The 25,325-nt window shown below is 35.2% G+C and carries 26 protein-coding genes and 1 riboswitch; of the genes, 4 read left to right on the plus strand and 22 right to left on the minus strand.

Annotated features, from left to right (window positions below; all coding sequences use genetic code 11):
* The first annotated feature begins 4 nt into the window (after positions 1–4).
* The gene (locus DW196_RS05210; RefSeq protein ID WP_118250493.1) at positions 5–1,249 is read left to right on the plus strand and encodes a glutamate-5-semialdehyde dehydrogenase; all 1,245 of its coding nucleotides are present in this window, start codon (positions 5–7) and stop codon (positions 1,247–1,249) included.
* 30 nt (positions 1,250–1,279) lie between these two features.
* Positions 1,280–3,907 (plus strand): YfhO family protein, encoded by a 2,628-nt coding sequence (locus tag DW196_RS05215; RefSeq protein ID WP_118250494.1) that lies wholly within the window; start codon positions 1,280–1,282, stop codon positions 3,905–3,907.
* Positions 3,908–3,959: 52 nt separating this feature from the next.
* On the opposite strand, the gene DW196_RS05220 is transcribed toward DW196_RS05215, so the two are convergent.
* The gene (locus DW196_RS05220; protein WP_071457622.1) at positions 3,960–4,679 is read right to left on the minus strand and encodes a hypothetical protein; all 720 of its coding nucleotides are present in this window, start codon (positions 4,677–4,679) and stop codon (positions 3,960–3,962) included.
* A 108-nt stretch (positions 4,680–4,787) separates the two neighbouring features.
* Between DW196_RS05220 and DW196_RS05225 the strand changes: the two genes are divergently transcribed.
* Positions 4,788–5,357: a prepilin peptidase gene (locus DW196_RS05225; protein ID WP_158563524.1), complete on the plus strand. Its 570-nt coding sequence runs from the start codon at positions 4,788–4,790 to the stop codon at positions 5,355–5,357.
* On the opposite strand, the gene DW196_RS05230 is transcribed toward DW196_RS05225, so the two are convergent.
* From DW196_RS05230 to DW196_RS05285, 12 genes are all read right to left on the minus strand, one after another.
* Entirely contained in the window at positions 5,354–6,094 is a 741-nt protein-coding gene (locus DW196_RS05230; protein ID WP_233541920.1) for an ABC transporter permease, read from the minus strand. The genes DW196_RS05225 and DW196_RS05230 overlap by 4 nt on opposite strands.
* A gap of 11 nt (positions 6,095–6,105) precedes the next feature.
* Entirely contained in the window at positions 6,106–6,843 is a 738-nt protein-coding gene (locus DW196_RS05235; protein WP_118250498.1) for an ABC transporter ATP-binding protein, read from the minus strand.
* 17 nt (positions 6,844–6,860) lie between these two features.
* A complete protein-coding gene (locus DW196_RS05240) occupies positions 6,861–7,829 on the minus strand; it encodes an ABC transporter substrate-binding protein (RefSeq protein ID WP_118250499.1) in 969 nt (322 codons plus the stop codon).
* A 76-nt stretch (positions 7,830–7,905) separates the two neighbouring features.
* Positions 7,906–8,535 (minus strand): sugar O-acetyltransferase, encoded by a 630-nt coding sequence (locus DW196_RS05245; protein WP_071457626.1) that lies wholly within the window; start codon positions 8,533–8,535, stop codon positions 7,906–7,908.
* Positions 8,536–8,856: 321 nt separating this feature from the next.
* Entirely contained in the window at positions 8,857–10,029 is a 1,173-nt protein-coding gene (locus tag DW196_RS05250; protein WP_118250500.1) for an aminotransferase class I/II-fold pyridoxal phosphate-dependent enzyme, read from the minus strand.
* Positions 10,030–10,049: 20 nt separating this feature from the next.
* Positions 10,050–11,312, minus strand: a complete 1,263-nt coding sequence (gene lysA / locus DW196_RS05255) for a diaminopimelate decarboxylase (RefSeq protein WP_118250501.1) — start codon at positions 11,310–11,312, stop codon at positions 10,050–10,052.
* Positions 11,309–12,376: an alanine racemase gene (gene alr, locus DW196_RS05260; protein WP_118250502.1), complete on the minus strand. Its 1,068-nt coding sequence runs from the start codon at positions 12,374–12,376 to the stop codon at positions 11,309–11,311. Before alr ends, lysA begins: the two co-directional genes overlap by 4 nt.
* Positions 12,373–13,518 carry a M20 family metallopeptidase gene (locus DW196_RS05265; RefSeq protein WP_118250503.1) on the minus strand — a complete coding sequence of 382 codons (1,146 nt, stop codon included), beginning with the start codon at positions 13,516–13,518 and terminating at the stop codon, positions 12,373–12,375. The genes alr and DW196_RS05265 overlap by 4 nt, the downstream gene beginning before the upstream one ends.
* Positions 13,519–13,553: 35 nt before the next feature.
* The gene (gene dapD, locus DW196_RS05270; protein WP_071457630.1) at positions 13,554–14,273 is read right to left on the minus strand and encodes a 2,3,4,5-tetrahydropyridine-2,6-dicarboxylate N-acetyltransferase; all 720 of its coding nucleotides are present in this window, start codon (positions 14,271–14,273) and stop codon (positions 13,554–13,556) included.
* A 15-nt stretch (positions 14,274–14,288) separates the two neighbouring features.
* Complete coding sequence (dapB, locus tag DW196_RS05275; RefSeq protein WP_071457631.1) at positions 14,289–15,008, minus strand: 4-hydroxy-tetrahydrodipicolinate reductase; 720 nt, start codon at positions 15,006–15,008, stop codon at positions 14,289–14,291.
* Between the two features lie 3 nt (positions 15,009–15,011).
* Positions 15,012–15,890, minus strand: a complete 879-nt coding sequence (gene dapA, locus DW196_RS05280; RefSeq protein ID WP_118250504.1) for a 4-hydroxy-tetrahydrodipicolinate synthase — start codon at positions 15,888–15,890, stop codon at positions 15,012–15,014.
* Between the two features lie 18 nt (positions 15,891–15,908).
* Positions 15,909–17,123: an aspartate kinase gene (locus DW196_RS05285; protein WP_118250505.1), complete on the minus strand. Its 1,215-nt coding sequence runs from the start codon at positions 17,121–17,123 to the stop codon at positions 15,909–15,911.
* 74 nt (positions 17,124–17,197) lie between these two features.
* Positions 17,198–17,375: riboswitch (Lysine riboswitch) on the minus strand.
* 250 nt (positions 17,376–17,625) lie between these two features.
* Between DW196_RS05285 and DW196_RS05290 the strand changes: the two genes are divergently transcribed.
* Positions 17,626–18,156: a hypothetical protein gene (locus DW196_RS05290; RefSeq protein WP_118250506.1), complete on the plus strand. Its 531-nt coding sequence runs from the start codon at positions 17,626–17,628 to the stop codon at positions 18,154–18,156.
* 59 nt (positions 18,157–18,215) lie between these two features.
* Here DW196_RS05290 and DW196_RS05295 read toward each other — a convergent pair whose 3' ends face one another.
* The 9 genes from DW196_RS05295 to DW196_RS05335 all read right to left on the minus strand — a co-directional run bounded on the left by DW196_RS05295 (position 18,216) and on the right by DW196_RS05335 (position 25,136).
* A complete protein-coding gene (locus tag DW196_RS05295) occupies positions 18,216–18,944 on the minus strand; it encodes an LPXTG cell wall anchor domain-containing protein (protein WP_118250507.1) in 729 nt (242 codons plus the stop codon).
* Between the two features lie 110 nt (positions 18,945–19,054).
* Complete coding sequence (gene thiD, locus DW196_RS05300) at positions 19,055–19,876, minus strand: bifunctional hydroxymethylpyrimidine kinase/phosphomethylpyrimidine kinase (protein WP_118250508.1); 822 nt, start codon at positions 19,874–19,876, stop codon at positions 19,055–19,057.
* Positions 19,866–20,516 carry a thiamine phosphate synthase gene (gene thiE / locus DW196_RS05305; RefSeq protein ID WP_118250509.1) on the minus strand — a complete coding sequence of 217 codons (651 nt, stop codon included), beginning with the start codon at positions 20,514–20,516 and terminating at the stop codon, positions 19,866–19,868. The genes thiD and thiE overlap by 11 nt, the downstream gene beginning before the upstream one ends.
* The gene (locus tag DW196_RS05310) at positions 20,513–21,340 is read right to left on the minus strand and encodes a hydroxyethylthiazole kinase (protein WP_118250510.1); all 828 of its coding nucleotides are present in this window, start codon (positions 21,338–21,340) and stop codon (positions 20,513–20,515) included. Before DW196_RS05310 ends, thiE begins: the two co-directional genes overlap by 4 nt.
* Positions 21,327–21,872 (minus strand): energy coupling factor transporter S component ThiW, encoded by a 546-nt coding sequence (thiW, locus tag DW196_RS05315; RefSeq protein WP_118250511.1) that lies wholly within the window; start codon positions 21,870–21,872, stop codon positions 21,327–21,329. The genes DW196_RS05310 and thiW overlap by 14 nt, the downstream gene beginning before the upstream one ends.
* Positions 21,853–22,539 carry a thiaminase II gene (gene tenA / locus DW196_RS05320; RefSeq protein WP_118250512.1) on the minus strand — a complete coding sequence of 229 codons (687 nt, stop codon included), beginning with the start codon at positions 22,537–22,539 and terminating at the stop codon, positions 21,853–21,855. The genes thiW and tenA overlap by 20 nt, the downstream gene beginning before the upstream one ends.
* An 11-nt stretch (positions 22,540–22,550) precedes the next feature.
* On the minus strand, positions 22,551–23,204 hold the full coding sequence (locus tag DW196_RS05325; RefSeq protein WP_118250513.1) for an energy-coupling factor transporter transmembrane component T: 654 nt from the start codon (positions 23,202–23,204) through the stop codon (positions 22,551–22,553).
* Positions 23,143–24,573 (minus strand): ATP-binding cassette domain-containing protein, encoded by a 1,431-nt coding sequence (locus tag DW196_RS05330; RefSeq protein ID WP_118250514.1) that lies wholly within the window; start codon positions 24,571–24,573, stop codon positions 23,143–23,145. The genes DW196_RS05325 and DW196_RS05330 overlap by 62 nt, the downstream gene beginning before the upstream one ends.
* Positions 24,570–25,136, minus strand: coding sequence for an ECF transporter S component (locus tag DW196_RS05335; protein WP_118250515.1), 567 nt, complete (start codon positions 25,134–25,136; stop codon positions 24,570–24,572). Before DW196_RS05335 ends, DW196_RS05330 begins: the two co-directional genes overlap by 4 nt.
* Positions 25,137–25,325: the final 189 nt, after the last annotated feature.

The following is a 25,325-nucleotide window of genomic DNA, read 5'->3' on the forward strand; positions in this document are numbered from 1 at the left end:
ATACATGACACTGTTAGAGACACTTGGTAAACAGGCAAAAAAAGCTGCATTCTTTTTAAACAATGCAACGACTAAAGCTAAAAATAATGCATTATTATCAATCGTGAAACATCTTGATAATAATATGGAAGATATTCTATCCGCTAACAAAAAAGATATTGAATTAGCTCGTGAAAACGGTATTCCTGAAACTATGGTCGATCGTTTACTCTTGACTAAAGAGCGCATTCACACGATGCAACAAGATATTAAAACTACCATTGAATTAGATGATCCAATCGGAAAAGTTGATCATATGTGGCGAAACGAAGATAACTTACTGATTGGTAAACAGCGTGTGCCACTTGGCGTAATTGGAATGATTTATGAGTCACGACCAAACGTTACAACAGACGCGTCTTCCCTTGCCTTAAAATCTGGAAATGCCATTATTTTAAGAGGTGGAAAAGAAGCATTTCATTCTAACCAAGCTTTAGTTCACACTATTCAAGCAGCCTTAGATGCTGTTGACTTCCCTAAAGAATGTGTCCAATTTATCGATGACACATCAAGAGAAACGGCGACAAAATTTATGCAACTATCTGACTATCTAGATGTCTTAATTCCTCGTGGTGGAGCAAATTTAATACAATCTGTTATCAAAAATGCGACTGTTCCTGTGATTGAGACTGGAACAGGAAATTGCCATATCTATGTTGATGACAAAGCAAATTTAGAGATGGCAAAAGATATCGTCATTAATGGAAAATGCCAGCGTCCTTCTGTTTGCAATGCTACAGAATCTCTTTTAGTAAATAAGTCTATAGCAACAAACTTTTTATCGTTAGTTGGTCCTGAACTGGATAATCATCATGTTGAATTACGTGCCGATAAAGAAGCTCTTCCCTACCTCCCAACCGCTAAACTAGCGACTGAAGAAGATTTTGCGACAGAGTTTAACGATCTAATCTTAGCTATCAAACTTGTCGATGGTTTAGATGAAGCCATTCACCACATTAATCATTATGGAACAAAACATTCAGAAGTGATTGTGACAGATAGTTACCAAAACTCACAAAAATTCATGCAACAAATTGATGCTGCTGTGGTTTACGTTAATGCTTCTTCACGTTTTACTGATGGGAGTGTATTCGGCTTTGGTGGCGAAATTGGGATTAGCACACAAAAACTTCATGCAAGAGGACCAATGGGATTAAATGATTTAACCACAACAAAATATATTGTTTTTGGGGAAGGCCAAATTAGATAAATTTACTTTTCAGGAGGGAAATGAACGATTATGTCATCAAAAATAAAAAAAAGTTTTAAAACTAGTGGTAAGTATGGACTTACTGCTTTTATAATTCCCTTTTTAATCATGATAGGCGTCTATCTTAGCCTAGGAATTTACCCTGGAAGTGCTAGAAGCGTATTAGCAAGTGATGCCTTTTCACAGTTTTCAAATTTTCATGCGAGTTTTAATAATGTTTTACATGGTAAACAAAGTATCTTTTATACATGGGATGCCTCACTTGGGTTGAACTACTGGTCACTTATTTCTTATTATTTAGGTGGAATATTCACACCGATTGTCTTCTTTTTTGATAATCAAAATATTCCTGATGCATTATATGTTATGACGTTGATTAAAATTGGTGCTGCAAGTCTATCTTTTTGGTATTTTGCCAAAGAAACGTATAAATTACCAAATCTCTCTCATGTGACTTTAGCCATATCATATTCCTTAATGTCGTTTGCTATGGCTCAATCAGAATTAATTATGTGGTTAGACGTCTTTATGTACCTACCTCTTGTCTTCTTAGGAATCAATCGCGTGCTTGAAAAAGGAAAGTCCGCACTGTTATTTGTTTCATATTTCTTGTTGTTTGTTTCGAATTTTTATTTTGGATTTATGGTTGGATTGTTTTCATTTCTTTATTTCGTTGTTAGAGTGGTAACAAACTCACAATTATATAAAAAACGAATCATTCCCTACTTAACAACGTCACTACTTGCTGGTGTTGCATCAATGATTATGATTCTTCCAGCTGTTTTTGATTTATTATCTAATGGTGAAACCCTATCAGAAATGACAAAATTTAAAACAGAAGCAACTGCCTTTTGGGACATCGTCATAAAAAATATGATAGGGGTTTATGATACAACAAAATACGGTTCTATTCCTTTTATTTATGTTGGTATTTTGCCACTTATTTTCTGTATTTTCTACTTCTGTTCACGATTAATTCCATTAAAGAATAAAATTGGTTATGCCAGTTTGTTTGCCGTCTTAATAGCAAGTTTTTATATTGAACCGCTTAACTTATTCTGGCACGGCATGCATGCTCCAAACATGTTTTTATTCAGATATAGCTTCTTATTTTCATTTTTAGTTGTGATGCTAGCTGGATTTGGATGGGAAAAATTCACTAAAAAAGATTTAAATGTGATGGTTGGAATTGTCTTAATTTTAGCCGTACTATTTTCAATGGCATTCTTTGCTTCAAGTAAAGATAGTTATGCTTTTGTCACATTGAAACAATTTGTCTTGACCATTTTATTCTTGGCTTTATATCTTGTGGGAATCTTTTTCTATCAAATCAATCAGTTACCTAGAAAATCTTTTGTCTTTCTATTATTACTCATAGTAACTGGGGAAGCCTACATCAATACATCATTTATGTTAAATGGTATTTTAGAAGACTGGAACTATGCTTCAAGAAGTCTTTACTCTAGTCCATATCCTGATTATAAATACTTGGTTGATAAAGCTGAAGAAGACGATAAAGACTCTTTCCAACGTTTAGAATCATTATCTCCAATTTCAAGCAATGATAGCTTTAATTATGGTTATAGCGGCATTAGTATGTTTTCTTCTATTAGAAATCGACATTCTTCTGCTTTACTAAATACTTTAGGGTTTAGATCGAGAGGGACTAGTTTAAATATACGCTATCAAAATAATACATTATTAATGGATAGCTTGATGGGGATTAAATATAATATCAGTACTCAAAACGTGTTGAAGTATGGTTTTTTACCTATAGAAAAACGAGGAAAATACACATTATATGAAAATAAAAATGCTATACCTATAGGAATGCTTACAAATGAAGAGTTGTATAAAATAAAACTACCTGAAAAGGATAATTTAGGTGCTCAAACGAATTTAGTCAATCAATTAGCTGATTTAAATGAAGTTTACTATACCTTCACATCACCATCAGTAATTAGTACACAGAATGCTCAAATCACTAATTTATCTAATAATCGAATAGCTATCAAAGAGCAAAAGCCGAATGTCGCAAAAGTAGTTAACTACCAAGTTAGTGTTCCTGCTGGAAAACAAGCTTACTATAGTCTATTTCCAACAAACTTTGGAGCATTAAAAAGTTCTACAGCTAAAGTAACGACGCAAAATGTCAGTTATGAGTCACAAATTGGTATCACTGGACAATATTACAACCTAGGATATTTCAAAGAAGATTCGATCGTTGAATTTTCTGTGACACTTTATGGGACAGATGAAGTTGAATTAATTAATCCGCCAGTTGTTTTATTGGATATCCCAAAATTCGATGCTGCAATGAACTCTATAAAAGATAAAGGGGTAGAATTTGTTGTAAATGGTAGAAAAGCAACGGCTCATGTTGAAACTCCTGAAGAACAAGTCGTCTTTACGACCATTCCTTTTGATAAAGGTTGGACCGTAAAAGTTGATAATAAACAAGTCGCAACAAAAGATTTTCAAGATGGGTTCTTAACATTTAACGTTCCAGCAGGTGTTCATGATATTGAATTAAGCTTCTTACCTCCTGGTTTTGTTGTTGGTGTCATATGTTTCTTTAGTGCTACAGGACTGTTCATTGTTTACTACATATTTACAAACACAAAAAAAGTTAAAAAAAAAGAAGAGCCCTTTAATTAATCCAGCTTAAAAATACCTTTTTTCCAATTAATCGGAAAAAAGGTATTTTTGCTTATTTTGTTGAATCTTGTGTCGTAATTTGATTGATCTCTTCCAACATTTTTTTTTCATAATCATCATCGTATTTTTTACCGGTCATAAAAGCAAATAATAAATTCTGAATATCTGTTTCTTTTGACTTTGTTTTATCTACTAACCATTTTTTGTTATTATCTTGCTTAAAGTAAGCACTGACATCAACTGCTTTATCAACACTTGATGATTTTTCCAATGCATCATAATAAGCAGATGTCACGATGTGTTTTGCCCCAACAGATCCTGGCTCTATTTTATCCTCATTTTTGATTAAATTTGACATCGTCATGCCTACTAGATGAGCATAGTCAAACCCTTTAATATGATATGTCACTTTTATAGTATTTTTTGTGGTTTCATCAATTGTATAAGAGTAACTCGCCTTGTCTCTGATTTTATCAATTAATGATATTGAGATATCTTCTCTTTCGCTTTTAGATAATGTTCCAGAAATTGGTTCAAAAACTGTAGCAAAATTATTTTGTAAATCTTCTTCTACTTCTTGAGCTCGTTTATTATATAACTGGCTATCTGAAAACATTTCTTTATAGTCATCCACTTGTGTATCATAGAATAAACGATTGGCAAATAACGACACCACTTTATCTACATTTTCTCCTTTAGATGAACATCCAGAAAAAAAGAAAAGAGCAATCATACAAAATACTAAAACAAGTTTTTTTTTATGTTTAAACATGCCATCTACACTCCATTATTTGACTTTATTACTATTATTTTACCATACTTTTTTTTAAAAAGAATGTTTTGTCTTATTACGTATCTTTTCTTAAAGGAGGGAATTCTATTGTTCTTAATATACTTACTTTTATCTTGGTTTTATACTATCTTATTTTACTTTTATTTTTACCAGTTTCATCAAGAAAAAAGCATGACACACCCTAAACAGATTATATCTTTACATAATCTATTGGGATGTATATGCTTTTTAATTCTACTATGTCTGCAGCATACTTCTACAACTGATATTTTACTTATTTTAATGGGATTTTCTTTATCGATTATTGATATTTACCAATACATCGTCGATCCATTCCTATCCCTACTATTTTTTACCTCTTTACTTATATCACAGATACCCCATATACAAATTGTTTTACCTATGATGGTCTTACTGATATTACGACTAATCAGCTACCTGTTACCTAATCAATTAGGCTTTGGTGATGTGAAACTTTTAGTCATGTGGGCAACATGTTTGTCTAGCTTACAACTCATTTGGCTCATTTTCATCGCATCATCACTTGGTATTCTATTTATTTTGTTCATGAATTTACTCTCATCAAAACGTATAGAAAAAATTGCGTTTGTTCCTTTTCTGACGACAGCTTTAACTGTCGTTATCTACCTATTTTAATTAGTTTTACGCCATTTGTTAGCTCTAGTTTCTGCCAAGTCTATTAATTGAAATAAAATAAATGCTACTAAACTCAATACCAAAATACCACTATACATATCTAAGTAATCCAATCGGCCCCAAGCATCCATAATAAAAAATCCTAACCCATAGCTAGTGCCATACACTTCTGTAAAAAATAAAATAGCTATAGCTGTTCCTAACGCAATTCTTATCGCATTTAAAATAGCTGAATAAGCAGCCGGCAAGGTAATTTTGTAAAACTGCTGAAATTGGCTAGCTCCTAACACATATAAATGATGATAGTAATTTTTTGGAATAGTCTTTACACCATCTCTAACAGATAAAACCACTTGAAATACAATGATTAAAACAAGTAAAGTAATTTTTGACACATTACCTAAACCAAATAACAGCATAATAATAGGTAGTAAGGCAATTTTAGGAATTGGATAAGTTAAATACACGATGGGATCTAATAACTGATTTATTTTCGGAAATCTCCCCATCAACACTCCAATCACAAACCCAATTACTATTGCAATAAACATTCCCCAAAATAAGCGAACCAGACTATTATAAGTGTGTAACCATAGGATGGAGGAATTCATTGTAAATAAATGACGATACACTGCAAAAGGTGATGGCAACATGTTTTGATTGAGCGACACACTAGCCAACCACCACAAACAATTTAAAAAAATAAATGCTATCAGAGCATGAATAAGTTTTAACATATTTTTTCTCATTATTTTTCCATCGCTCCTCTCACTTGTTTAATAGTGTCATAAAACAATGGAGATAGCCTTTTTTCTTCTAATGAAAGTGAAAAGCTAGGATTATCAATTACTGCTTTGATTGTTCCGGGTTTACCAGATAATAAAACGAGTTGACTTGCCATAAACACTGCTTCCTCAACATCATGGGTTATTAAAATAGTCGGTGATAATTCTTTTGACCACTGTGTTAAGAATAACTCTTGCATATGCTCACGTGTTAACGCATCTAGGGCTGAGAATGGTTCATCTAATAAAAAGATATCTGGCGTCACTAGCATCGCTCGGGCAATAGCAACGCGTTGTTGTTGGCCACCGCTTAATTGATTTGGGTAACGTTCCAAAAGAGCCGCCAATCCAATCTCCTCTACTAAATGATTTAATCGTGAGTTTAAATCAGATGGTTTTAATTTACGAATAGTTCCACCTAATAAAATATTCTCTTTTACTGTCTCCCAAGGTAATAAACCATAATTTTGTGGTATCCAAGCAATTTTTTGTTTTTTTGGATTTATGACGTCACCATTTAGAGTAATCATCCCTTCATACTCCTTATGAAGTGTCGTAATCGAGTTTAATAGTGTTGACTTTCCCGTTCCACTAGGCCCTATCAATGCCACAATGTCTCCTTTAGAAACAGTAAAAGAGATGTCATCCAAAATCAGGCCGACATCATCATACGACGCGCTGACTTTATCAATGTTTAACATCTCTTTCACCTCTATACTTATTTAACGAGTAAATCACTCATCACATCTTTTTGGTTATATTCTTTTGTAAAGATTCCTTCTTCTTTAGACCAATTAAAAGCATGGTCGACTTGTTTACCATCAATTTGTTCAGCATGAACATATTTAGGCAATGTCACGTCTTTTTTTATTTCATCTGTAAACCCAATTTTTTCTTTTAATACATCATAATACGTATCTATATCATGCTCATTAACGTAATCAACGGCTTTGTTATAAGCTCGGTAAAAAGCTTCAATGGCTTCTTTATTATTAGTCAATGAATCATTTGTAAAGCCAAATACTGTTGATTGAATGTCTAACTCTTGACTGTTAGTTAATTCTCTTAAACCTTGTGCCATTCCAATTGTTCTAAATGGCTCAGGAACTACCGTTGCATCAATTTTATGATTAAGAGTCAATTCCACTCGAATTGGAATTTGAGGCACTTCTTCAAAGCCAACTTCACTCACTTCTAAGCCGTTTGATTTTAATGCTTCGTCTAAGAAGTAATACGGTGCTTGATTTTTGGCATATCCTGCTGTTTTTCCTTTTAAATCAGTTAAAGACGTTATGTCATTATTTCCTGTTAAAATCGAAAACGTTCCAATTGATTGGCTAACAATTTTCACATCCATATCGCCTTGTCTATACGTACTTAGTGCAATAAGGTCAGTATTAGCCCCATCTAAGTTTCCACTGATTAACGCAGCATCACGGTCTTTAGGTGATTTAAAACTATTTAATTCTAAGTCTAGTCCTTCTTCTTTGAAGTAACCTTCTTTTTCTGCAATATAAACTGGTAAACTATCTACAGCTGGCATGGCACCAAAACTTAATGATAGTGTTTCTTTTTGCGACGTATCTATCGTCTTTTTCTCTTGTGTTCCTTCTTTTGTCCCACAACTAGCTAACAAACCTAATGTTACAACTGATACTAACCCAAACAATCTTAATTTCTTTTTCACTAATAAAACTCCTTTGTGCTAGATTATCTACTTATATAAAGTAACATAACTTTATGCAATATACCATATACCGTCATTACTTCTGACTTTCGACTTCATCCCAATATATTTGTGCTTTTTCTTCCCAATATTTTTTATCTTCTTCTGTGATGTCACGTATTACACGACACGGGTTCCCAGCAGCAATTGTATTAGCAGGAATATCTTTGGTGACAACTGAACCAGAACCAATAACACAATTATCCCCAATCGTTACACCTGGATTAACTATCACACCGCCACCAAGCCAAACTTGATTGCCTATTCTAATTGGTGAACCAATTTCTAAACCAGATGTCCGAATTTCAGCATCAATCGGATGAGAGGCTGTTAGCAAACTCACTCTGGGTCCAAACATGGTATAATCTCCAATTGTAATAGGGCAGACATCTAACATAATGCAGTCGAAATTAGCATAAAATTTTTCTCCTACAGATATATTAAAACCATAATCACACTTAAAATTCGGCTCAATATATATGTTGTCTCCTGTTTTGCCTAACCATTTTTTCAACATTTCTTTACGTTTTTCTGGCTCATTTTCACTAGTTTGATTGTACTCTCTCATCAAACGTCTGCTCTCCATAAATAAATGTCTTAATTCAGAATCACCACTACCTGGATAATAAATGTCTCCATTAGTCATTCGTTCTCTTTGTGTCTTCATAAGATACCTCTTCGCTTTTATTTACTACATCTATTTAAACAAATATGACACATCATTTCAATTGAGTAACGACGATGCTGTTCTTTTTTTAAACTATTTATTCTAATAGATTAAAAAAAGAAAGACACAAGTCTACTCCACGACTCTCGCCTAGTTGGAAACTTGAATCCTTCAAAAGATATATTCTGACAATACTTTTAAATAGATGAGGATAGACTGTTCAATCGACAACATCTATTCATAAAAGGTTATGACTAGAAAAACAAGCTATCACATCACAAAGATGTAGTAATCACATAATAAATAAAATAGATCTAATCTTTATTGTTTGTTATACGTTAATAAAAATCGTTCCAATCGGTTACATCCTTCTTCAAGTTCTTCCATTGAACACGCAAAAGATAGACGAATATGACCTTCACCATAAATTGAAAAAGTTCTTCCTGGTACCACAGCTAAATGTTCTGCTTCTAAAAGTTCAGAGGCAAATTCAAACGAATCTTTGTTGTATTCAGCTATAATCGGAAAAATATAAAAGGCACCTTTTGGCAATTCAACGGGTAGCCCCATTTCTCTCAAACGTTTATACGTAAAATCTCGTCGTTCTTTATACGCCTCATTCATTTTTGCTAAAATACCTGGTCCTGTTTCATCTGTAAAAGCAGCTATCGCTCCGTATTGAGAAGGAGTAGCCACACAAACTGAATTATACAAATGCACTTTTGTGACTTGCTCTGTTGCAAAAGGTGGCGCTAATATGTAGCCGATTCTCCCACCTGTAATCGCGTGAGATTTAGACAAACCATTGATGACAAATAATTGTTCTCTAACTTCCGGAAACTCCATAAATGAATGAAACTCACCATCATAAACATTATCAGAATATATTTCATCCGTCAGAATAAATATATCCGTGTCTTTCAATACATCAACCAGTTCTTTCATTTGTTCCAACGATGGAATCATACCTGTTGGATTTGTTGGGTAATTAAAAATGATCGCTTTGGTTTTTGGTGTAATAGCTTGTTTTAAAGCTTCTTTTGTTAAGACAAAATTGGTCTTCGTCGTATCAATTAAGACAGTATTAGCTCCTTGAAGTTTCGCAATTGGTTCATACGCTAAATAAGTTGGACAAGGGATAATCACCTCGTCTCCTTCTTCAAGAATCGTTCGTAACACACTATCAATTGCTTCAGACCCACCGTTAGTCACAATGATTTCTGTCTCAGCATCATATGTCACATTAAAACGTTTTTTATTATAAGCTGAAATAGCTTCACGTAATTCGATTAACCCTCTATTGTGTGTGTATCTCAATTTATTTTGGTTGATTGCCTCAATCATAGCTTCTCTAATGTACTCAGGTGTTGCAAAGCCAGATTGACCAAGTGTTAAGTCCACCCCGTCTTCATATTCTTTGACTTGATTTGAAAATTTTCTTGTTCCTGGTACTTGTAGATTGATGGCTCTTTTGTTAAATTGTATCTCTTCCATTGCTCTTCTCTTCTTTCGTTTTACCTTACATCTTGTGCTGTAAGGTGTTCTAGTGTCTGACGTCTCACCACTAAACGAACTTTTTTTGGCGTGACAAAGACTACAGCAGGTTTTAACATTTGATTATAATTGGAACTCATACTGTAATGATAGGCACCTGTTGATAATACCACAAGTAGGTCTCCACGGTGTATACTTGACGGTAATTTTATGTCTCGTCTAATAATATCACCTGATTCGCAAAGTTTACCGGCAATTGTCATCAATTTATCGTGTTCTTCTTCTCGATTTGCTAATAATAAGTCATACGTAGCTCCATAAAGCGCTGTTCTGATATGATCACTCATTCCTCCATCAATCGACACATAATAATTTGTTTCAGGAATATCTTTAACCGTTCCTACCTCGTATAGTGTCATACCCGCTTCTCCCACAATCGAACGCCCTGGCTCTAATGAAATGGCAGGAAGTGGGTAACTTGCTTCTTGACATGCTGTTTTCAATGTATCTGTAATGGTTTTAATTCCTTCTTCAATCGGATAACTCACATCATCATCCGTGTACTTGATACTAAATCCACCACCAATATTTAATACTTGAGCTTGAATCTGATTATCTGACAACCAATTGATGACTTGTTTAATTGTGGCAACCGTCCCAGTAGATTCAAAAATCTGAGAACCAATATGAAAATGAACCCCCATAAACTCTATATTTTCAGCTTGTTCAATTTTTCTAACCCCGTCAAGAGCCAGCCCTTTTTGAATACTTAAACCAAATTTACTGTCTTCTTGACCTGTTTGGATAAACTCATGTGTATGTGCTTCAACACCTGGGTTGATTCTAAGTAATGCTTTGACTTTTTTTGTTGCTAACTCATTTAATCGTTCAATTTCTGATAAACTATCTATCACAAAATAATCGACTCCCGACTCGATTGCATAACGAATTTCTTGATCCGTTTTATTATTTCCATGAAAATGAATCGTATCTGGTGACACACTCGATTGTAAGGCAGTGTATAGCTCTCCCTCACTCACCACATCAAGTCCCATGTTCTCTTCTGCCATTAAATTAAATAATTGAATAGCTGAAAAAGCTTTTGATGCATAAGAAATGGTATACGTTAAACCTGAAGACTTTAAAGCTTGATGAAATCTTCGGCACTGATTACGAATCATCTCTTCGTCATAAACAAAAAGCGGTGTGCCGTATTCTTGTGCGATATCTGTTAATTTATGACCATGTAAGGTTAATTCACCATTTATATAATCTAGTGTCATTCAATAATCTTCCTTTCTAACGTACAATGATTCAGTGCACTGAGTTGTTCAGAGTTAGCTCCTACCCCTTTAAACGTGTATTCGTCAACTCGCATGTCTTTACTATATAACACAACAGTATCTTGTGGCTTCACTGTTTTATCCACTTCAACCAATAAGTGACTCATCATGAGTGCATTGATTTGGTACCGTGTACCATTAATAATACAGTCATGTTTACTACGCGTGCGTAATAAGCCATCACCATATCCAATATCAACAACTGCTATCGTCATATCTTTATCAGCAGTATAAGAAAAACTATAACCAATTGATTCACCTTGTTTTAACTCACGACATTGAATCACATTAGCACTTAATGTTAGTGACTGTTTCACAGAGACTTCAGATAAACTTGAATATGGGCGGCAACCATACAACACGATGCCTAATCTTGCATGAGTGTGGTTTTCAAATAACTCATCCCGCATGAAACTCGCACTATTTTGTGCATGAATAAATTGAAAATCATATTGTTTTAATATATCGTTTAATCCTGTTAACCACGCTTCTTTTTCTATCTCATATTCACTCACATCAAATTCATCAGCGTAGCCAAAATGCGTCCAAATCCCTGTAATATCTAGTTGTTTTTCTTTAGGTAAGTCACTATTTTCTTTTATCACCTGTTTCATCTCATCAAATGTTTTAAACCCTGAACGATGAAGTAAGTTTTCATATTCTAAATGGACTTTAATCCCAGATAACTCATTCTTATATTGATGATAAAAAGATAAAGACGGTAATGTCATCTGAATGTCCCACTCTTTTAACGTGTCAAATTCAACAGAGGGATTCATTAAAAAAATCACTACTTCCGGTGCTAATTGTCTAATTTTAATGGCTTCTCGTAAAGATGTCGTGCTAAACGTTTCTACTCCAGACTCCAGAAACGTTTTAATCGCAAAGTCTAGTCCAAAATTATACGCATTGTTTTTTACAACAGCCATCACTGGTAAATTGCCGGCGACTTGTTTGATATTTTCTTTAAAAATTGATTTATTTACCGTCCAAGTTGCTGTCATACTGTTTCCTCGAATCGTTTTAATAATGATGTATATAACTCAACACCTTTTGCCAGTACTCGTTCATCAAAATTAAGGGTCGATGTATGTAACCCTGTGACATAACCTTTGTCCTCATTACGACAACCTAAAAAAGCAAATGATGATGGGGCTAGTTGTTGATAAAATGAAAAATCTTCTCCAAATAGATAAGGTTCATCTTTTTCAACCCACGTTAAACTTGTGTCCTCACTCGCGTCTTTCATCAAGTCATAAGCTGTCACATCATTAATCGTTGAAGGATACCCTTCAGCAAACACTAGATCAACCGAGCAATTTGTCAACAGCTCACTTGCTTGTTTAATTTTTGTCATTTGTTCTTTTACAATGTCTAAATCCTCTTGGCTATAAGTTCTTATCGTGCCTTCTAGATACGCATTTGATGGGACAGTATTAATCGCTTCTCCAGATTTAAATGAGCCAATATGCACAATATTTTGGTGTAACCCGGCGAGATGATACTGTTGCAGTTGAGATAACTGATTTAAAATAGTTAATAATGCCTCTCCAGCTGAATGGCCTTGCTCTTTATTGGCAACATGAGCCGATAGTCCTTTAACAAAAAAACGATACTCTGTTGCACTAGCTGTAATAGGTCCTGGCTTAGATACAATGACTCCCTCTTTTTCATCTGGCATCATATGTAACCCAAAAACAAACGATGGTGTCATATCAAACTGATACTGGTTTAGTAAGATATTTGCACCACCATAAGTTTCTTCTGCCGGTTGAAAAATGAAATAAACCGTTGATTTAAGTGGAGAAACCTTAGATAATTCTTTTACCTGTTTAACAAACGCTAATAACATGGTGATATGACCGTCGTGACCACATGCATGCATGACATTATCTACTTGTGAGCGGTAATCCAAATTATTTTCTTCATGAATAGGTAACGCGTCTATATCTGCTCGAAACGCAATACTTTTATCTCCAGTTCCTTTGATATAAGCTACAACACCTGTTTCAAGTGGCGTATCATATGCTACACCCATTTTATCCAACTCTTTTTTAATAAAAGCAGTTGTTTCAAATTCCTGCAAACTTAATTCAGGGTGTTGGTGCAACCAACGACGTGTCTGTATTAAATACTCTTCTGTCACACGACCATCTCCTGTTATCTATAATCTTTCTTGGATTAATCTTCATTTAGCTTTCTCAATGCTTGAACGATTTCAATTTTTGATTCATTTACGTCACTCACTTGTTTAATCACTTTTGCTGGAATTCCTGCTACAACACTACCAGCTGGAACATCTTCTGTTACGATTGAGCCTGCAGCTACAACCGCTCCTTTTCCAACTCGAACGCCTTCTAAAATAACTGCATTGGCGCCAATTAACACATCATCTTCTACCACAACTGGTTGAGCACTAGGTGGTTCGATAACACCTGCTAACACCGCTCCGGCACCGACGTGAACATTTTTTCCAGTTGTTGCTCGCCCACCAAGTGTAGCATTCATATCAATCATCGTTCCTTCGCCGACGACCGCCCCAATGTTAATAGTCGCTCCCATCATGACAACTGCACCATCTTTAATCACTGCGTGCTCGCGGATAAATGAACCTGGTTCAATACGAGCATTTAATTTTGTTTGATCGATAAGAGGAATAGCTGAGTTACGTCTGTCATACTCAATCTCTACCTCTTTAAAAAGTGATTGATTCGCTTCATAAAACACTTCCCACTCACTATAATCTGCAAAAATTGTTTTCGAGCATTTGCAACCAAACACTTTAAAACTTTCTGGAAATTCGACTCCTTTAAATTCTCCATTGGCATAAACTTTTACTGGTGTTTGCTTTTTACTCTCACTAATATATTGAATAATTTCTTGTGCTGATTGTAATTCCAAAAATACCCCTTCTTTCTATAAGTTATCAAATGTATAAAATCCTGGTTGTTTATGGACTAATTTTTCAGCCACATCTAAACTACCATTGGCAAAAATATCTTTACTCTGTGCTCGGTGAATAATTTGAATTGTTTCTTCTTCACCGGCAAATAGCACTTCATGTTCTCCAACAATCGAGCCACCACGAATCACACTAATTCCGATTTCGTCATCATCTCTTGGCGTATGGCGTTCATGTCTATCATAAACAGGATAAGACTCTTGTTTGATTTCTTTAATCGCATCATATAATTTCACGAGAGTGCCACTTGGTGCATCGACTTTTTTACGGTGATGCTTTTCTGTTAATTCGATATCAAAATTTTCAAGTAATGGTACGCTGTATTTTATAATTTCCGTCAACACGTGGACTCCGTAACTCATATTGGCACTAAAGAAAACTGGTGTTGTGTTGGATACAGCTTCTAATGACGCAATGATGTCTTCTTTTTGTCCAGTTGTTGCCACAACTAACGGGATTCCAGTATTTTTTTTAATCATCGGTAAACTTAAGTTTGGATGAGAAAAATCAATCATAACATCTGCTTTAGGTAACTCATCTGTCACTTGAAACACTGGATAAGGATACTCTCCTTCAACAGGCGTCACAATACCCACTACACGATGTCCTCTCTCACTCGCTAAATGAGCCACTCGTTGATTCATTGCACCATAGCCAACTAATATAATATTCATAGATTACTCTCCTTTAAATGCATGATATGCTTGTTCGATTGGCGCACGTGCATCGTCTTCTAGTTCGACCAATGGCAAACGAACTTTATCTTCAGCATAACCTAAATGATTAACTAAAGCTTTAATTGGCATTGGATTGATATCAACACTTAAACTTTTAATAAGTGGTAAAATTTGTTCAAATAATTTTTTAGCCTCAGCTGGATTTTCCTGGAATGTCGTATAAATTTCTTGAAATTCTTTTGGTGTAGCGTTAGCTAAAACAGAAATCACACCGTCTCCTCCACCTTCAAAAAACGGGATAATCGCATCATCATTACCACTATAAATAGCAAAATCACTAGGTAATAATTCTTTACATTGACGTAAATATTCCATATCTCCTGTTGCATCTTTCAATGCTACAATATGAGGATTTTTTGCTAATTCAACTAACGTTTCAGGTTCAATCGTCATATTAGTTCGAGAAGGTACATTGTACAAGACAACTGGTAACCCTACCGCATCTGCTATCAATGTGAAATGTTTGATTAAACCACGTTGACTTGTTTTATTGTAATAAGGTGTAATTAACATAATCGCATCAGCACCGGCTTCTTTTGCTTTTAAAGAATGTGATAATGAGGCTCTTGTATCATTTGTCCCTGTATTTGCGATAATTGGTACTCGTCCGTTTGATACTTTAAGAGCTAAACGAATTAAGTTAAGTCGTTCTTCTTCTGTTAATGTCGATCCTTCGCCAGTTGTCCCATTAACAAATAACGCTTGAAGTCCTTCCTCGATTAAAAAATTTACATGTTTTTCAAATGTCGCATAATCTACCTCGTCATGACTAAATGGAGTGGTAATTGCAACAGCTGCACCTTTAAATAATGGGGTCATCATTCATTCTCCTCTCTTTTATAACCCAAACGCTTCACATAATTTTTCAACTGCTAACACACCATTTGTCTGATCCACGACATAAGAAATACTAATTTCAGAGGTGGTTACTTGATAAAATTCAATATCATTTTCTAACAATGTCATAAATACTTTACTTGCAACACCAGACATATCTCGCATGCCTGAACCAATCACGGATACTTTAACATAGTCTGATTTCACCACGTAATTTAATTCAGTAAATTCTTTGTGTAACGTATCAAATATATGTTTTAATTCGACCGTATCTGTGTCTTTCATCGTAAACGACAATTGCAACCCGTCTTCATTGACAATTTGAGAAATCATATCTATATTAATTTCTTCTTTTTCTAATAAAATAAACAATTGTTTCAATAAAGTGGCATCATTTTCTGGATAGCTAAATGTGACATAATGCATGTCTTTATCAAGTGCAACACCTGTTACTGCTTTTTTCTCTAATTTTTTCTCTAATATATCTTTTTGTGGCATAATCCAAGTCCCTCTTTCATCTGATAATGTTTGTCCTAAATAAATGGGTACATGATAATTTTTAGCAATTTCAACACTTCTTGTTTCAAGTACGCCAGCGCCTAATGCGCTCATTTCCATCATTTCTTCAAAACTCACAACATCTATTCGTTTTGCTGGATATATTCGTGGGTCCGTGCCATACACTCCTGCAACATCTGTATAAATTTCGCAAGATGTTTCTAAAGATGATGCAATGGCAACAGCTGTTGTGTCACTTCCTCCACGACCAAGCGTTGTTAACTCGCCATCTGCATTCATCCCTTGAAAACCCGCTACAACAACCACCTTATTTGAACAGAACGCTTTCTTAAAAGCTTCATTATCGACTTCTAGTATCTTACTCTTCATGTAATGCCCTTTTGTTTTTATCCCTGCTTGAAATCCTGTCATCGCTTTTGCCTTGACATCAAGCTCTTTTAGCGCAATAGCTAAGTAAGAAATCGTTTGTTGTTCTCCAGTAGTTAGAAGTAGGGCTAAATCATATTGGTCTGGTTCCTTGGATAACAAATCAACATTTTTTAACAACTCATCTGTCGTTTTCCCCATCGCAGAAACAACGACAACTAATTCCTCACCATTATTGGCACGATTTGCTAGATATTTTGCAATGTTTTTAATTTTTGAAAAATCTCCGACCGATGTTCCACCAAATTTAATGACACTTCTTTTTGTCATTTTATTTTTCCTCCTATATCGGCATCGAAAAATAAAAAAGACAAGTTCACAGGCATGAACTTGTCTTAACTATCTACAAGCGATGCACCCCATTATTTTTGAAAATAATGACAGACTTATAGCTATTAACTACAAATCCAACGCATATGCTACTGCAATAACATATACATTTCGGCATATCACCCTTTCAATAAGGTATCTTGCAGATTCCAAACCTTATCTAATAATGATCAATGCGCCTCATCTCTAACTTTTATTTAATTATTGTTTATGATTATAGCAAATCAATTCTCTTATGACAAGTATAATGATAAAAATTGTCTGAGAAAAAATGAGAAGATAAAATTTAAATGTTATTTCATCAACAAAATGTTTTTTTATAGTATAATAAACCAAAAAGGATGTGTGACTGATTATTCGAAAATTTTTTAAACTAAAAGTTCATATATGGGCTATTTTTTGCTTTGTAGCACTACTACTTGGAACGTGGGTTATTGGATTAATGTCAGGTAATGGTTCGATTTGGCATACCAAATCGAAAACATCTGAAATACAAGTTGTCAATGCCATGACTAAACGCAGTCAAGTGGCGATACTAGGACTGAGCGTGACAGATATTTACGATAAAAGTCAGGTGAAAACATTTTTAGGAATGGACGTTCCTTTTAGTGAAAAAACAACATATGTCAAAGGAACTTTTGAAGCAAAATTAGGACTTGATGGCAATGACGTGACGATACAAAAAGCACCCGGTTTACAAAACACATACAACATCGCCATTCCAGAATTTATCGTGGTGGGGATTAGTAACCCAAGTTTTGAAGTAGTCAACAGTAAGAATGACATTCTCAGTTTCATTACTGAAGACATCGACACTCACGAGTTATCAAACAACGCGATGAGTGATGATACATTAGTTAAATACATTGATATGAATAAAGAATGGTTAAAAGATCAAGCAACAGATTATTATCAAAGATTATTAACCAGTATCGATCCAGAAGCCACACTATCTGTGACATTTTCAGAATAGGTATAAAAGAGAGTCAGAACTAAAATGAACTGGTTGCGACTCTCTTTTTATTTTAGTTTTTATGATTTTCGTTTTATCAATATAACAGTCATAAGTAATGACACTACAGCTATTAACTGTAATCCAACATTCGATTGTTTTTCACCTGTTTTTGGTAAATTGGATGAGCTATTTTTTGTGTCAGATTTGGGTGTTATTTTAACTTCTTGTGTCTGTTTAACACTGCTTGAACTTGAGTTAGTACTGCTTGTTGTATCTGTTGATTTATTCACTGTAGCTTCAATTTCTGCCCACAAATTATCTAACTCTTCGATTGTTGTACTTTTATCAATTTTTTCAATGAATTGATCTGCTTGTTTTTGTGTCAGTTTGCATGCTTTAACTAATAAGCCTAATTGATATTTTGTATTATAAACTTTTTCATCAAAACTACTTTGATATAAGTCTTTATTTAATTTTGCTAAATCAAGCGCGTCAGAATAAACTAAAGTTACTTCTTCTATTGTTGTTGCTTTCTCTATACGTGCTTGGAAATCTTCGTATTGAAACTGTGATAATTTGCCTTCATTTACCATATCGCTGATTAATAACGAAATATCTGATTTTGTGATAGCAAGACCATCTGGAATTGCTTCACTTGTCGACTCTGTTGTCGTTTCAGTCGAATTAGTCGTCACTTGACTAATTGACTCACTTTCTTTTGTTGCTGTTGATGAATCAGCTGCTTGACTAATATTACCAACCATTAACGTACTTATTAAAATACTACTCCAAATTAACTTTTTCATGTCAATTACCTCCTTAACAACAAAACATTACAACGTTGTTACTCCTTTGTAACATTATTGTAACATTCATTTGATAGTTCGGCAATAATAAACATCCATTTTAAAGTCTGTTAATCAATGATAATATCTTGAACTGGATTAGCCCAATGATTCGTTGGACCATGTCCATGCCCAACAAATATCTCTTGTTCTATCGCACCTTGAATAAAACTTTTCGCAATTTGTATCGCTTCTTTAACCGACTTACCTTTTGCTATTTCAGCAGCTATGCATGATGAAAATGTATCACCCGTCCCATGTGTTTTAATCGTTTCAATGCGTTTTGAACTCATCAAAAATGTCTCGCCATTTTCTAGTAAGACAAAGTCTTTTGCCAAAATATCGGTTGAATGACCTCCTTTTATTATCACATTTTTAACACCCATTTCTTGTAAAACGTGTGCTGCTTGAATCATATCTTCGCTTGTTTTTATCTCTTGCTGAATTAATTCTTCTGCTTCTGGAATATTTGGGGTTAACACCGAAGCTAGTGGGAGTAACTCTTCTTTAATGCAATCTACCGCTTCTTTTTGTAATAGCGAATGCCCTCCTTTAGCAATCATCACAGGATCTACAATCAGTGGGCCAAAATCCACTTCTTTTAGTTTTTGAACAACAATTTGAACATGTTCTTTATCGGCAAGCATCCCTGTTTTACATGCTCGAATATGAAAGTCAGCTGCGAGAGAATCAAATTGTTCTGCAACAAAGTCACATGGTATCGGCAAACTACTTTGTACACCTAATGTGTTTTGTGCAGTCAAGGCAACGACAATGCTCATCCCAAAAACATCTCGTGCTTGAAACGTTTTTAAGTCTGCTTGAATTCCTGCTCCACCACCTGAATCACTCCCGGCAATGGTTACTACTTGTGGGGTTTGGTTAACGGTCATGATGATTTTTCTCCTTTATATCGACAATTTGTTGCTTTAATACTTGTGTTTTTTTGGTAATATCGTTTGCTTGCATAATCTCACTCACAATCGCAACACCTGAAATATCTGTATCACGTAATGCCGCCATATTCTCTTCTTTAATCCCGCCAATCGCGACAACTGGTAATTGTGCTGCGTGAATGATATCTTGCAAAACTGAGATATCCGTTGTTGGAGCATTTTCTTTCGTCGTTGTTGGAAACATGGCCCCGACACCTAAATGGTCTGCTCCTTGTTCTTTGGCTTCAAGTGCTCGCTCAACGGTTTTAGCTGAGACACCTAACGATTTATCAGGACCAATCAAACGACGTGTCATGTCCACCGGCAACTCATCATCCCCAATGTGCACGCCTGCTGCATCAACTGCCAAACACACATCGACTCGGTCATTGATAATAAGAGGTATGCCATATTTATCCGTGATACCTTTAATTGCTAATGCTTTTTGATAAAATTCTCGTGTGCTAGCTTTTTTTTCTCTTAATTGGACAAGTGTCACACCATTTTTACATGCTTCCTCTACTCTTGTAAAAAAGACGTCATCAGATAACCCATCTGAATTTGTCACTAAATACAATGTTAATGCCTCATCAATCATAACCAATCTCCTTTTATCCCGTTTTGCCATGACTCATTTTGTTTTAATAATGATAATTGATTCAATGTTTCTTCACGGATACTCGCAATTTTCGCGTCATTTTGAACTATTTCTAATGCTTCTTCACCACACAAATTAAAATAGCTTACTGCCTGTAAAACACTTGGCAATACATCCACCCCACTACCTAAAAGTGTTGCAATTAATGCCCCAACGACGTCCCCCGTTCCTGTGAATTGATCCAGCGCTTCAATGCCATTTTGTAGTAGTACAATTTGTGATTGATACACAACTAAATCACTTGGTCCTGTCGCTAGAAAACACGTATTTGGATGGATTTTAGCTAGTGCTAATAGTCCTTCTTCTAATTCTTTCATCGCTAACAAATCTTGGTCTTCTTCTGCTGCATCAACACCTTTTCCATGACTGGCTAAATTGCACAACGTTCGCATTTCTGACACATTGCCTTTGACAACAGTTGGTTCAAGAGACAATAACCTATGGGCTACTTCTTTTCGTATTCTTGAACTAGAGACGCCGACATTGTCTACAACGATAGGGACGTTACGTTTATGAGCCTCTTCCATAGCTAGTACTATAGCGGTTTCTTTTTCTTCTGATAAATGGCCAATATTGATTAACACACCACCTACCTGTTCATATAAATCTGAAAAATCTCGCGTATCTTCTGTCATAATTGGCTTTCCTCCAATGTATAACACACTATTTGCGACCGTTTCACATGTCACTGAGTTCGTAATACAATGCACTAAAGGAGAAGGTGTTAGAGGAAAGGGTGTTTGAAATTGATTAACTTGTAACATGTTGCTCGTCACCTACTTTCACATAAAAAAACATCGCTTGAATTCGTTGAAACGTTGGAACATTCGCTAATTTTTTCATCACGATAAAAGCCACAAGCGAACCAATCACCGCGCCACCAATAAATCTTGGTGTATAGAAAAACCAGTACATACCATTACGACTTCCTGTAAACCAAGCCATCACAGGATAGGATAATAATGATCCAATAATTCCTGTTCCTAGAAACTCACCAAACATCGCACTGTAAATTGTTGGATAAAGTTTGTAAAATATTCCAGCAAGTAATGCACCAAAAACAGCACCTGTTAAGGCTAGTGGTGGAATACCTAGAAGCATCATTCGTAATACGCCACAGACAAGTGCCATAATCGTGCCGTAAAAAGGTCCCATTATCATCACACCAATCACATTCATTACACTAGACATTGGTGCCATTCCCTCGATGCGAAAGAGTGGTGATAATACCACATCCATCGCAACCATTAGAGATAAAATCAGTAGTTTTTTTAAATTAGTAGTTTGAGACGGCATCTTTTTCTCCTTCCGGCCATTTTTGATGTGTGTATGCCATTTCCCAAAATAGGTATTCCATTTGAGCACTCACATAAAAGGCCTCAATCATTTTTTCTTGTTCTTCCTTATCGCTTTCTTCATACAGTCGATTCAGTAAAGCACATTTATGAGCGACTTCTTCTTTTGATTCTTCACCAGAGTATGTTTCAATCCATCGTTGATACAACTGATGAGGAGAACCTGTCTTTATTAATTCAGTCCCAATTTCTTGATACAACCACGCACATGGTAGTAACCCTGCGACTGCACTATTTGGCGTCCCATCAATTAATTGGCGATACATATGTGACACATAATGATAAGCAGTCGGAGCAATGTCAGTGCTAGCAACTTCTTCATCTGTAATGCCTAACTCAGTAAAGAAATCCTCTCTAATACTCATCTCACCTTCTTTTAAGTGATCTGCTCCTGTTAGTAACATCTCTTTTACTTCTTCATCTTCTACTTGTTCTGCTATCAAACGGTGAAGTTTGCTAAAATGGTCTAAGTAGTACCCATCTTGAATCAAATAATAGCGAAACGCTTCATCAGATAACGTTCCTTCTTGAAGTCCTGCAACAAATGAATGAGTAAAACTTCCTTCCCAATAAGGTGCTGATTTCTCTCGTGCAATTTTTGTAAACATCTTTCTTCCTCCTAAGTAATGATTAATATAAATTGTGATATAACCGTTAATATACCTAATATAACTAAACTTTTAGGACACACTTTATATTGTGTATAATGCGTCCTTTCGCCTTCTTCATCAAATCCTCTTGAAAACATGGCTTCTGTGTAACTATCCCGCCAATGGTTGGCGACAAAAATAACTTTTAAATACATCAATGGCGAATAAAAATATAATTTTTTTCCACGAAATAAACTGGCTTCTCTTAGTGCCACAATCTCTCGTTGAATCACAGGCATCGCATGTAACACAACTAAAATGCCATAAACAAATGGCGCTGGTAATTTTTTTTGCTCTAAAATTAATAGTAATTCTTCTAAGTCGACCCCAAACGCAAACACCATGCCAATCGCAGCAAAAGCAAAGGTTCGACTCACTAGAACAAGACCATAATCAGGATTATTTCCATATAGATAAACTGACCAATACGTTCCTAACGCTGGAATTAATGGAAAAAAAACTAAACCAAACAACCCAAACCATTTTTTCATACTAAGAAGATACAAAGCACTGACTAACATAACAAACCAGTTTAACGTCACAGATGAGGTAAATGATAATTCAATAGTCAAAAGTAGTAGTAGTCCGCTTAGCACTAAAGCAGAACTTTTCGTCACTGACATCCTTTATCTCCTCCTCTACCGAATAATCTTGTTGCCATAATTGTTTCTTATCTAAATGCACATGATGCTGACTAACCCCATCAAGCGGTGCCAACCGATGCGAAATAATCATCATATCTTGTCTGTTTGCTTGTCTTTTAAACCAATTAGCAAAATAGTTGGCAGCACGTTCATCTAAACCTGAAAATGGCTCGTCTAATAATAAAAACGGCACATCTAAACTCAACATCATCAATAATTGAATACTTTTCTTCTGTCCTTCACTTAGATGAAATACGCTTCGATTAAGTAGTGGTGCCAATCCTAAAAACTCAATTGCTTCTTGTCTTTGACGTTTAGCGTCCTCCCACTGATACTCACTATAAGTAAATTCTTCAGCTGGTGTGAGTGTCACAAATTGTTTTTCTGCTTCTTGAGTAACTAAGGACAATGTCTGGTATAGCGTACGGTTTTTTTTAAGCTTTTTATCGTATAAAAACATCTTGCCTTTATAACGATGACATTGTGCTATCGAACGAAACAACGTTGATTTTCCTGTTCCATTATCTCCTGTCAGTGTCGTGATTCCTTTAAAAAAATGAAAAGAATCTTGACTCAGTAGCTCGCGTTTATTTTGCTTGTATCTGACATCCTCTAATCTTAAAATGGCATCCATAGGCGCTCTATGATCAGTCAATAGTACATTTGTCTGCTCTTGCTTTAAAAGAGCTACTGGAACGTTTTGTAATACTTGATTATCTAGTGTCACCCATGTATCAACCGCATCAGCATAATCATTAAAATCATGGTCGCAAATAATAATCGTTTTACCTTGATTTTTTAATTGATGTAACTGTTGAATTAGTAATTTTCTTGTTTTAGGATCAATGCTGGCAAACGGCTCATCTAGTAATAAAAATGGACTTCTCATCGCTAAAAGAACGGTTAATGCCGCACGTTGTTTTTCCCCACCTGACAAAGTAGATAGCTGCCTATCTAATAATTCTGTCGTATCTGCTAATAGTACGGCTTCTTGCATTTGTTCCGTAATATCACTAGGTTTTGTTTGCAAATTTTCTAACACAAAAATGATTTCACGACGTAACGTTTTCATCGTAAATTGTTGCCCTGGATTTTGAAACATCATGCCTATCTGTCTAGCTTTATCAGACATATTCGCTTGTGTTAGACTCTTTCCATCAACGGCGATTGTTCCCGAATATGGCACATCAGCGAATCCAGCAATGGCTTTTAATAATGTTGATTTACCACTACCACTGGCACCAGATAGCAAAATAAATTCATGAGGAGAAAAAACAAAGTCAACCTGACGTAACACCTCTTTATCGCCACGTTTAATCGTCAACTCACTTAATCCAATCCCTCTCATTCGTTTACTACCGAAAGCTCTTGTGAACGGTTATAAAGCCTCATGACCATTGACACCACAACAACGCCAAAGAACGTCACCGATAAAAACCGCACAGCAAGAAGTGATAAAATCATCCCAATTGAATACGTTCCATAACCAAATTTAAAAAATTCATACACAAAACTTAAGACTGTTGTACCAATTGCCCCGTAGAATAATGGCACGATGTCGTAGCGTTTATATCGTGTTACCATAAACCCTAGTTCTGTCCCTAACCCTTGGAAAAAACCTGAAATAAGAACACCTGGTCCAAAATATGTTCCATACAACATCTCTGCTAATGCAGCCAACATTTCTCCTAAAATTGAACTTCCTTTTCTAGGAATTAATACCCCTGCCATTGGTGCAGCCATTGTCCATAAACCAAATAATATTTCATTAGCAAAAGGACTTAACCCAAGGGGCGTTAATATAGCTGATAATCCAGCATATAAAAACCCTGCTCCCATAAATACACCACCAAATAAAAAGGCTAATAATGCTAACAAAACAACCTGACGTAACGTCCACTTTTCCTTCATTTTACCCATCTCCCTAATTCTATTTACCTTTATGTCCCTCGAAATATACTAAATAAGTGTTAATTTTAAATATAAAAAACCTCCTTTTTCTCTATGATAAGAAACAAAGGAGAGTTGCTTTTGATGATTCATCTTGATAAAAATTGACACTTTTCCAATAAAAAAGCCCGTCCAAATAAATTGGATGGG

Source organism: Vagococcus sp. AM17-17 (assembly GCF_003471765.1).
Classification (GTDB): Bacteria; Bacillota; Bacilli; order Lactobacillales; family Vagococcaceae; genus Vagococcus; species Vagococcus teuberi.

What these genes read in the sequence shown, in the direction of transcription:
- DW196_RS05210 (WP_118250493.1), top strand. Translation starts at nt 5, where the DNA reads ATGACACTGTTAGAGACACTTGGTAAACAGGCAAAAAAAGCTGCATTC.
- DW196_RS05215 (WP_118250494.1), top strand. Translation starts at nt 1,280, where the DNA reads ATGTCATCAAAAATAAAAAAAAGTTTTAAAACTAGTGGTAAGTATGGA.
- DW196_RS05220 (WP_071457622.1), bottom strand. Translation starts at nt 4,679, where the DNA reads ATGTTTAAACATAAAAAAAAACTTGTTTTAGTATTTTGTATGATTGCT.
- DW196_RS05230 (WP_233541920.1), bottom strand. Translation starts at nt 6,094, where the DNA reads ATGTTAAAACTTATTCATGCTCTGATAGCATTTATTTTTTTAAATTGT.
- DW196_RS05235 (WP_118250498.1), bottom strand. Translation starts at nt 6,843, where the DNA reads ATGTTAAACATTGATAAAGTCAGCGCGTCGTATGATGATGTCGGCCTG.
- DW196_RS05245 (WP_071457626.1), bottom strand. Translation starts at nt 8,535, where the DNA reads ATGAAGACACAAAGAGAACGAATGACTAATGGAGACATTTATTATCCA.
- DW196_RS05250 (WP_118250500.1), bottom strand. Translation starts at nt 10,029, where the DNA reads ATGGAAGAGATACAATTTAACAAAAGAGCCATCAATCTACAAGTACCA.
- lysA (WP_118250501.1), bottom strand. Translation starts at nt 11,312, where the DNA reads ATGACACTAGATTATATAAATGGTGAATTAACCTTACATGGTCATAAA.
- alr (WP_118250502.1), bottom strand. Translation starts at nt 12,376, where the DNA reads ATGACAGCAACTTGGACGGTAAATAAATCAATTTTTAAAGAAAATATC.
- dapB (WP_071457631.1), bottom strand. Translation starts at nt 15,008, where the DNA reads ATGAATATTATATTAGTTGGCTATGGTGCAATGAATCAACGAGTGGCT.
- dapA (WP_118250504.1), bottom strand. Translation starts at nt 15,890, where the DNA reads ATGACCCCATTATTTAAAGGTGCAGCTGTTGCAATTACCACTCCATTT.
- DW196_RS05285 (WP_118250505.1), bottom strand. Translation starts at nt 17,123, where the DNA reads ATGACAAAAAGAAGTGTCATTAAATTTGGTGGAACATCGGTCGGAGAT.
- DW196_RS05290 (WP_118250506.1), top strand. Translation starts at nt 17,626, where the DNA reads ATGTCAGGTAATGGTTCGATTTGGCATACCAAATCGAAAACATCTGAA.
- DW196_RS05295 (WP_118250507.1), bottom strand. Translation starts at nt 18,944, where the DNA reads ATGAAAAAGTTAATTTGGAGTAGTATTTTAATAAGTACGTTAATGGTT.
- thiD (WP_118250508.1), bottom strand. Translation starts at nt 19,876, where the DNA reads ATGACCGTTAACCAAACCCCACAAGTAGTAACCATTGCCGGGAGTGAT.
- thiE (WP_118250509.1), bottom strand. Translation starts at nt 20,516, where the DNA reads ATGATTGATGAGGCATTAACATTGTATTTAGTGACAAATTCAGATGGG.
- DW196_RS05310 (WP_118250510.1), bottom strand. Translation starts at nt 21,340, where the DNA reads ATGTTACAAGTTAATCAATTTCAAACACCCTTTCCTCTAACACCTTCT.
- thiW (WP_118250511.1), bottom strand. Translation starts at nt 21,872, where the DNA reads ATGCCGTCTCAAACTACTAATTTAAAAAAACTACTGATTTTATCTCTA.
- tenA (WP_118250512.1), bottom strand. Translation starts at nt 22,539, where the DNA reads ATGTTTACAAAAATTGCACGAGAGAAATCAGCACCTTATTGGGAAGGA.
- DW196_RS05325 (WP_118250513.1), bottom strand. Translation starts at nt 23,204, where the DNA reads ATGTCAGTGACGAAAAGTTCTGCTTTAGTGCTAAGCGGACTACTACTA.
- DW196_RS05330 (WP_118250514.1), bottom strand. Translation starts at nt 24,573, where the DNA reads ATGAGAGGGATTGGATTAAGTGAGTTGACGATTAAACGTGGCGATAAA.
- DW196_RS05335 (WP_118250515.1), bottom strand. Translation starts at nt 25,136, where the DNA reads ATGAAGGAAAAGTGGACGTTACGTCAGGTTGTTTTGTTAGCATTATTA.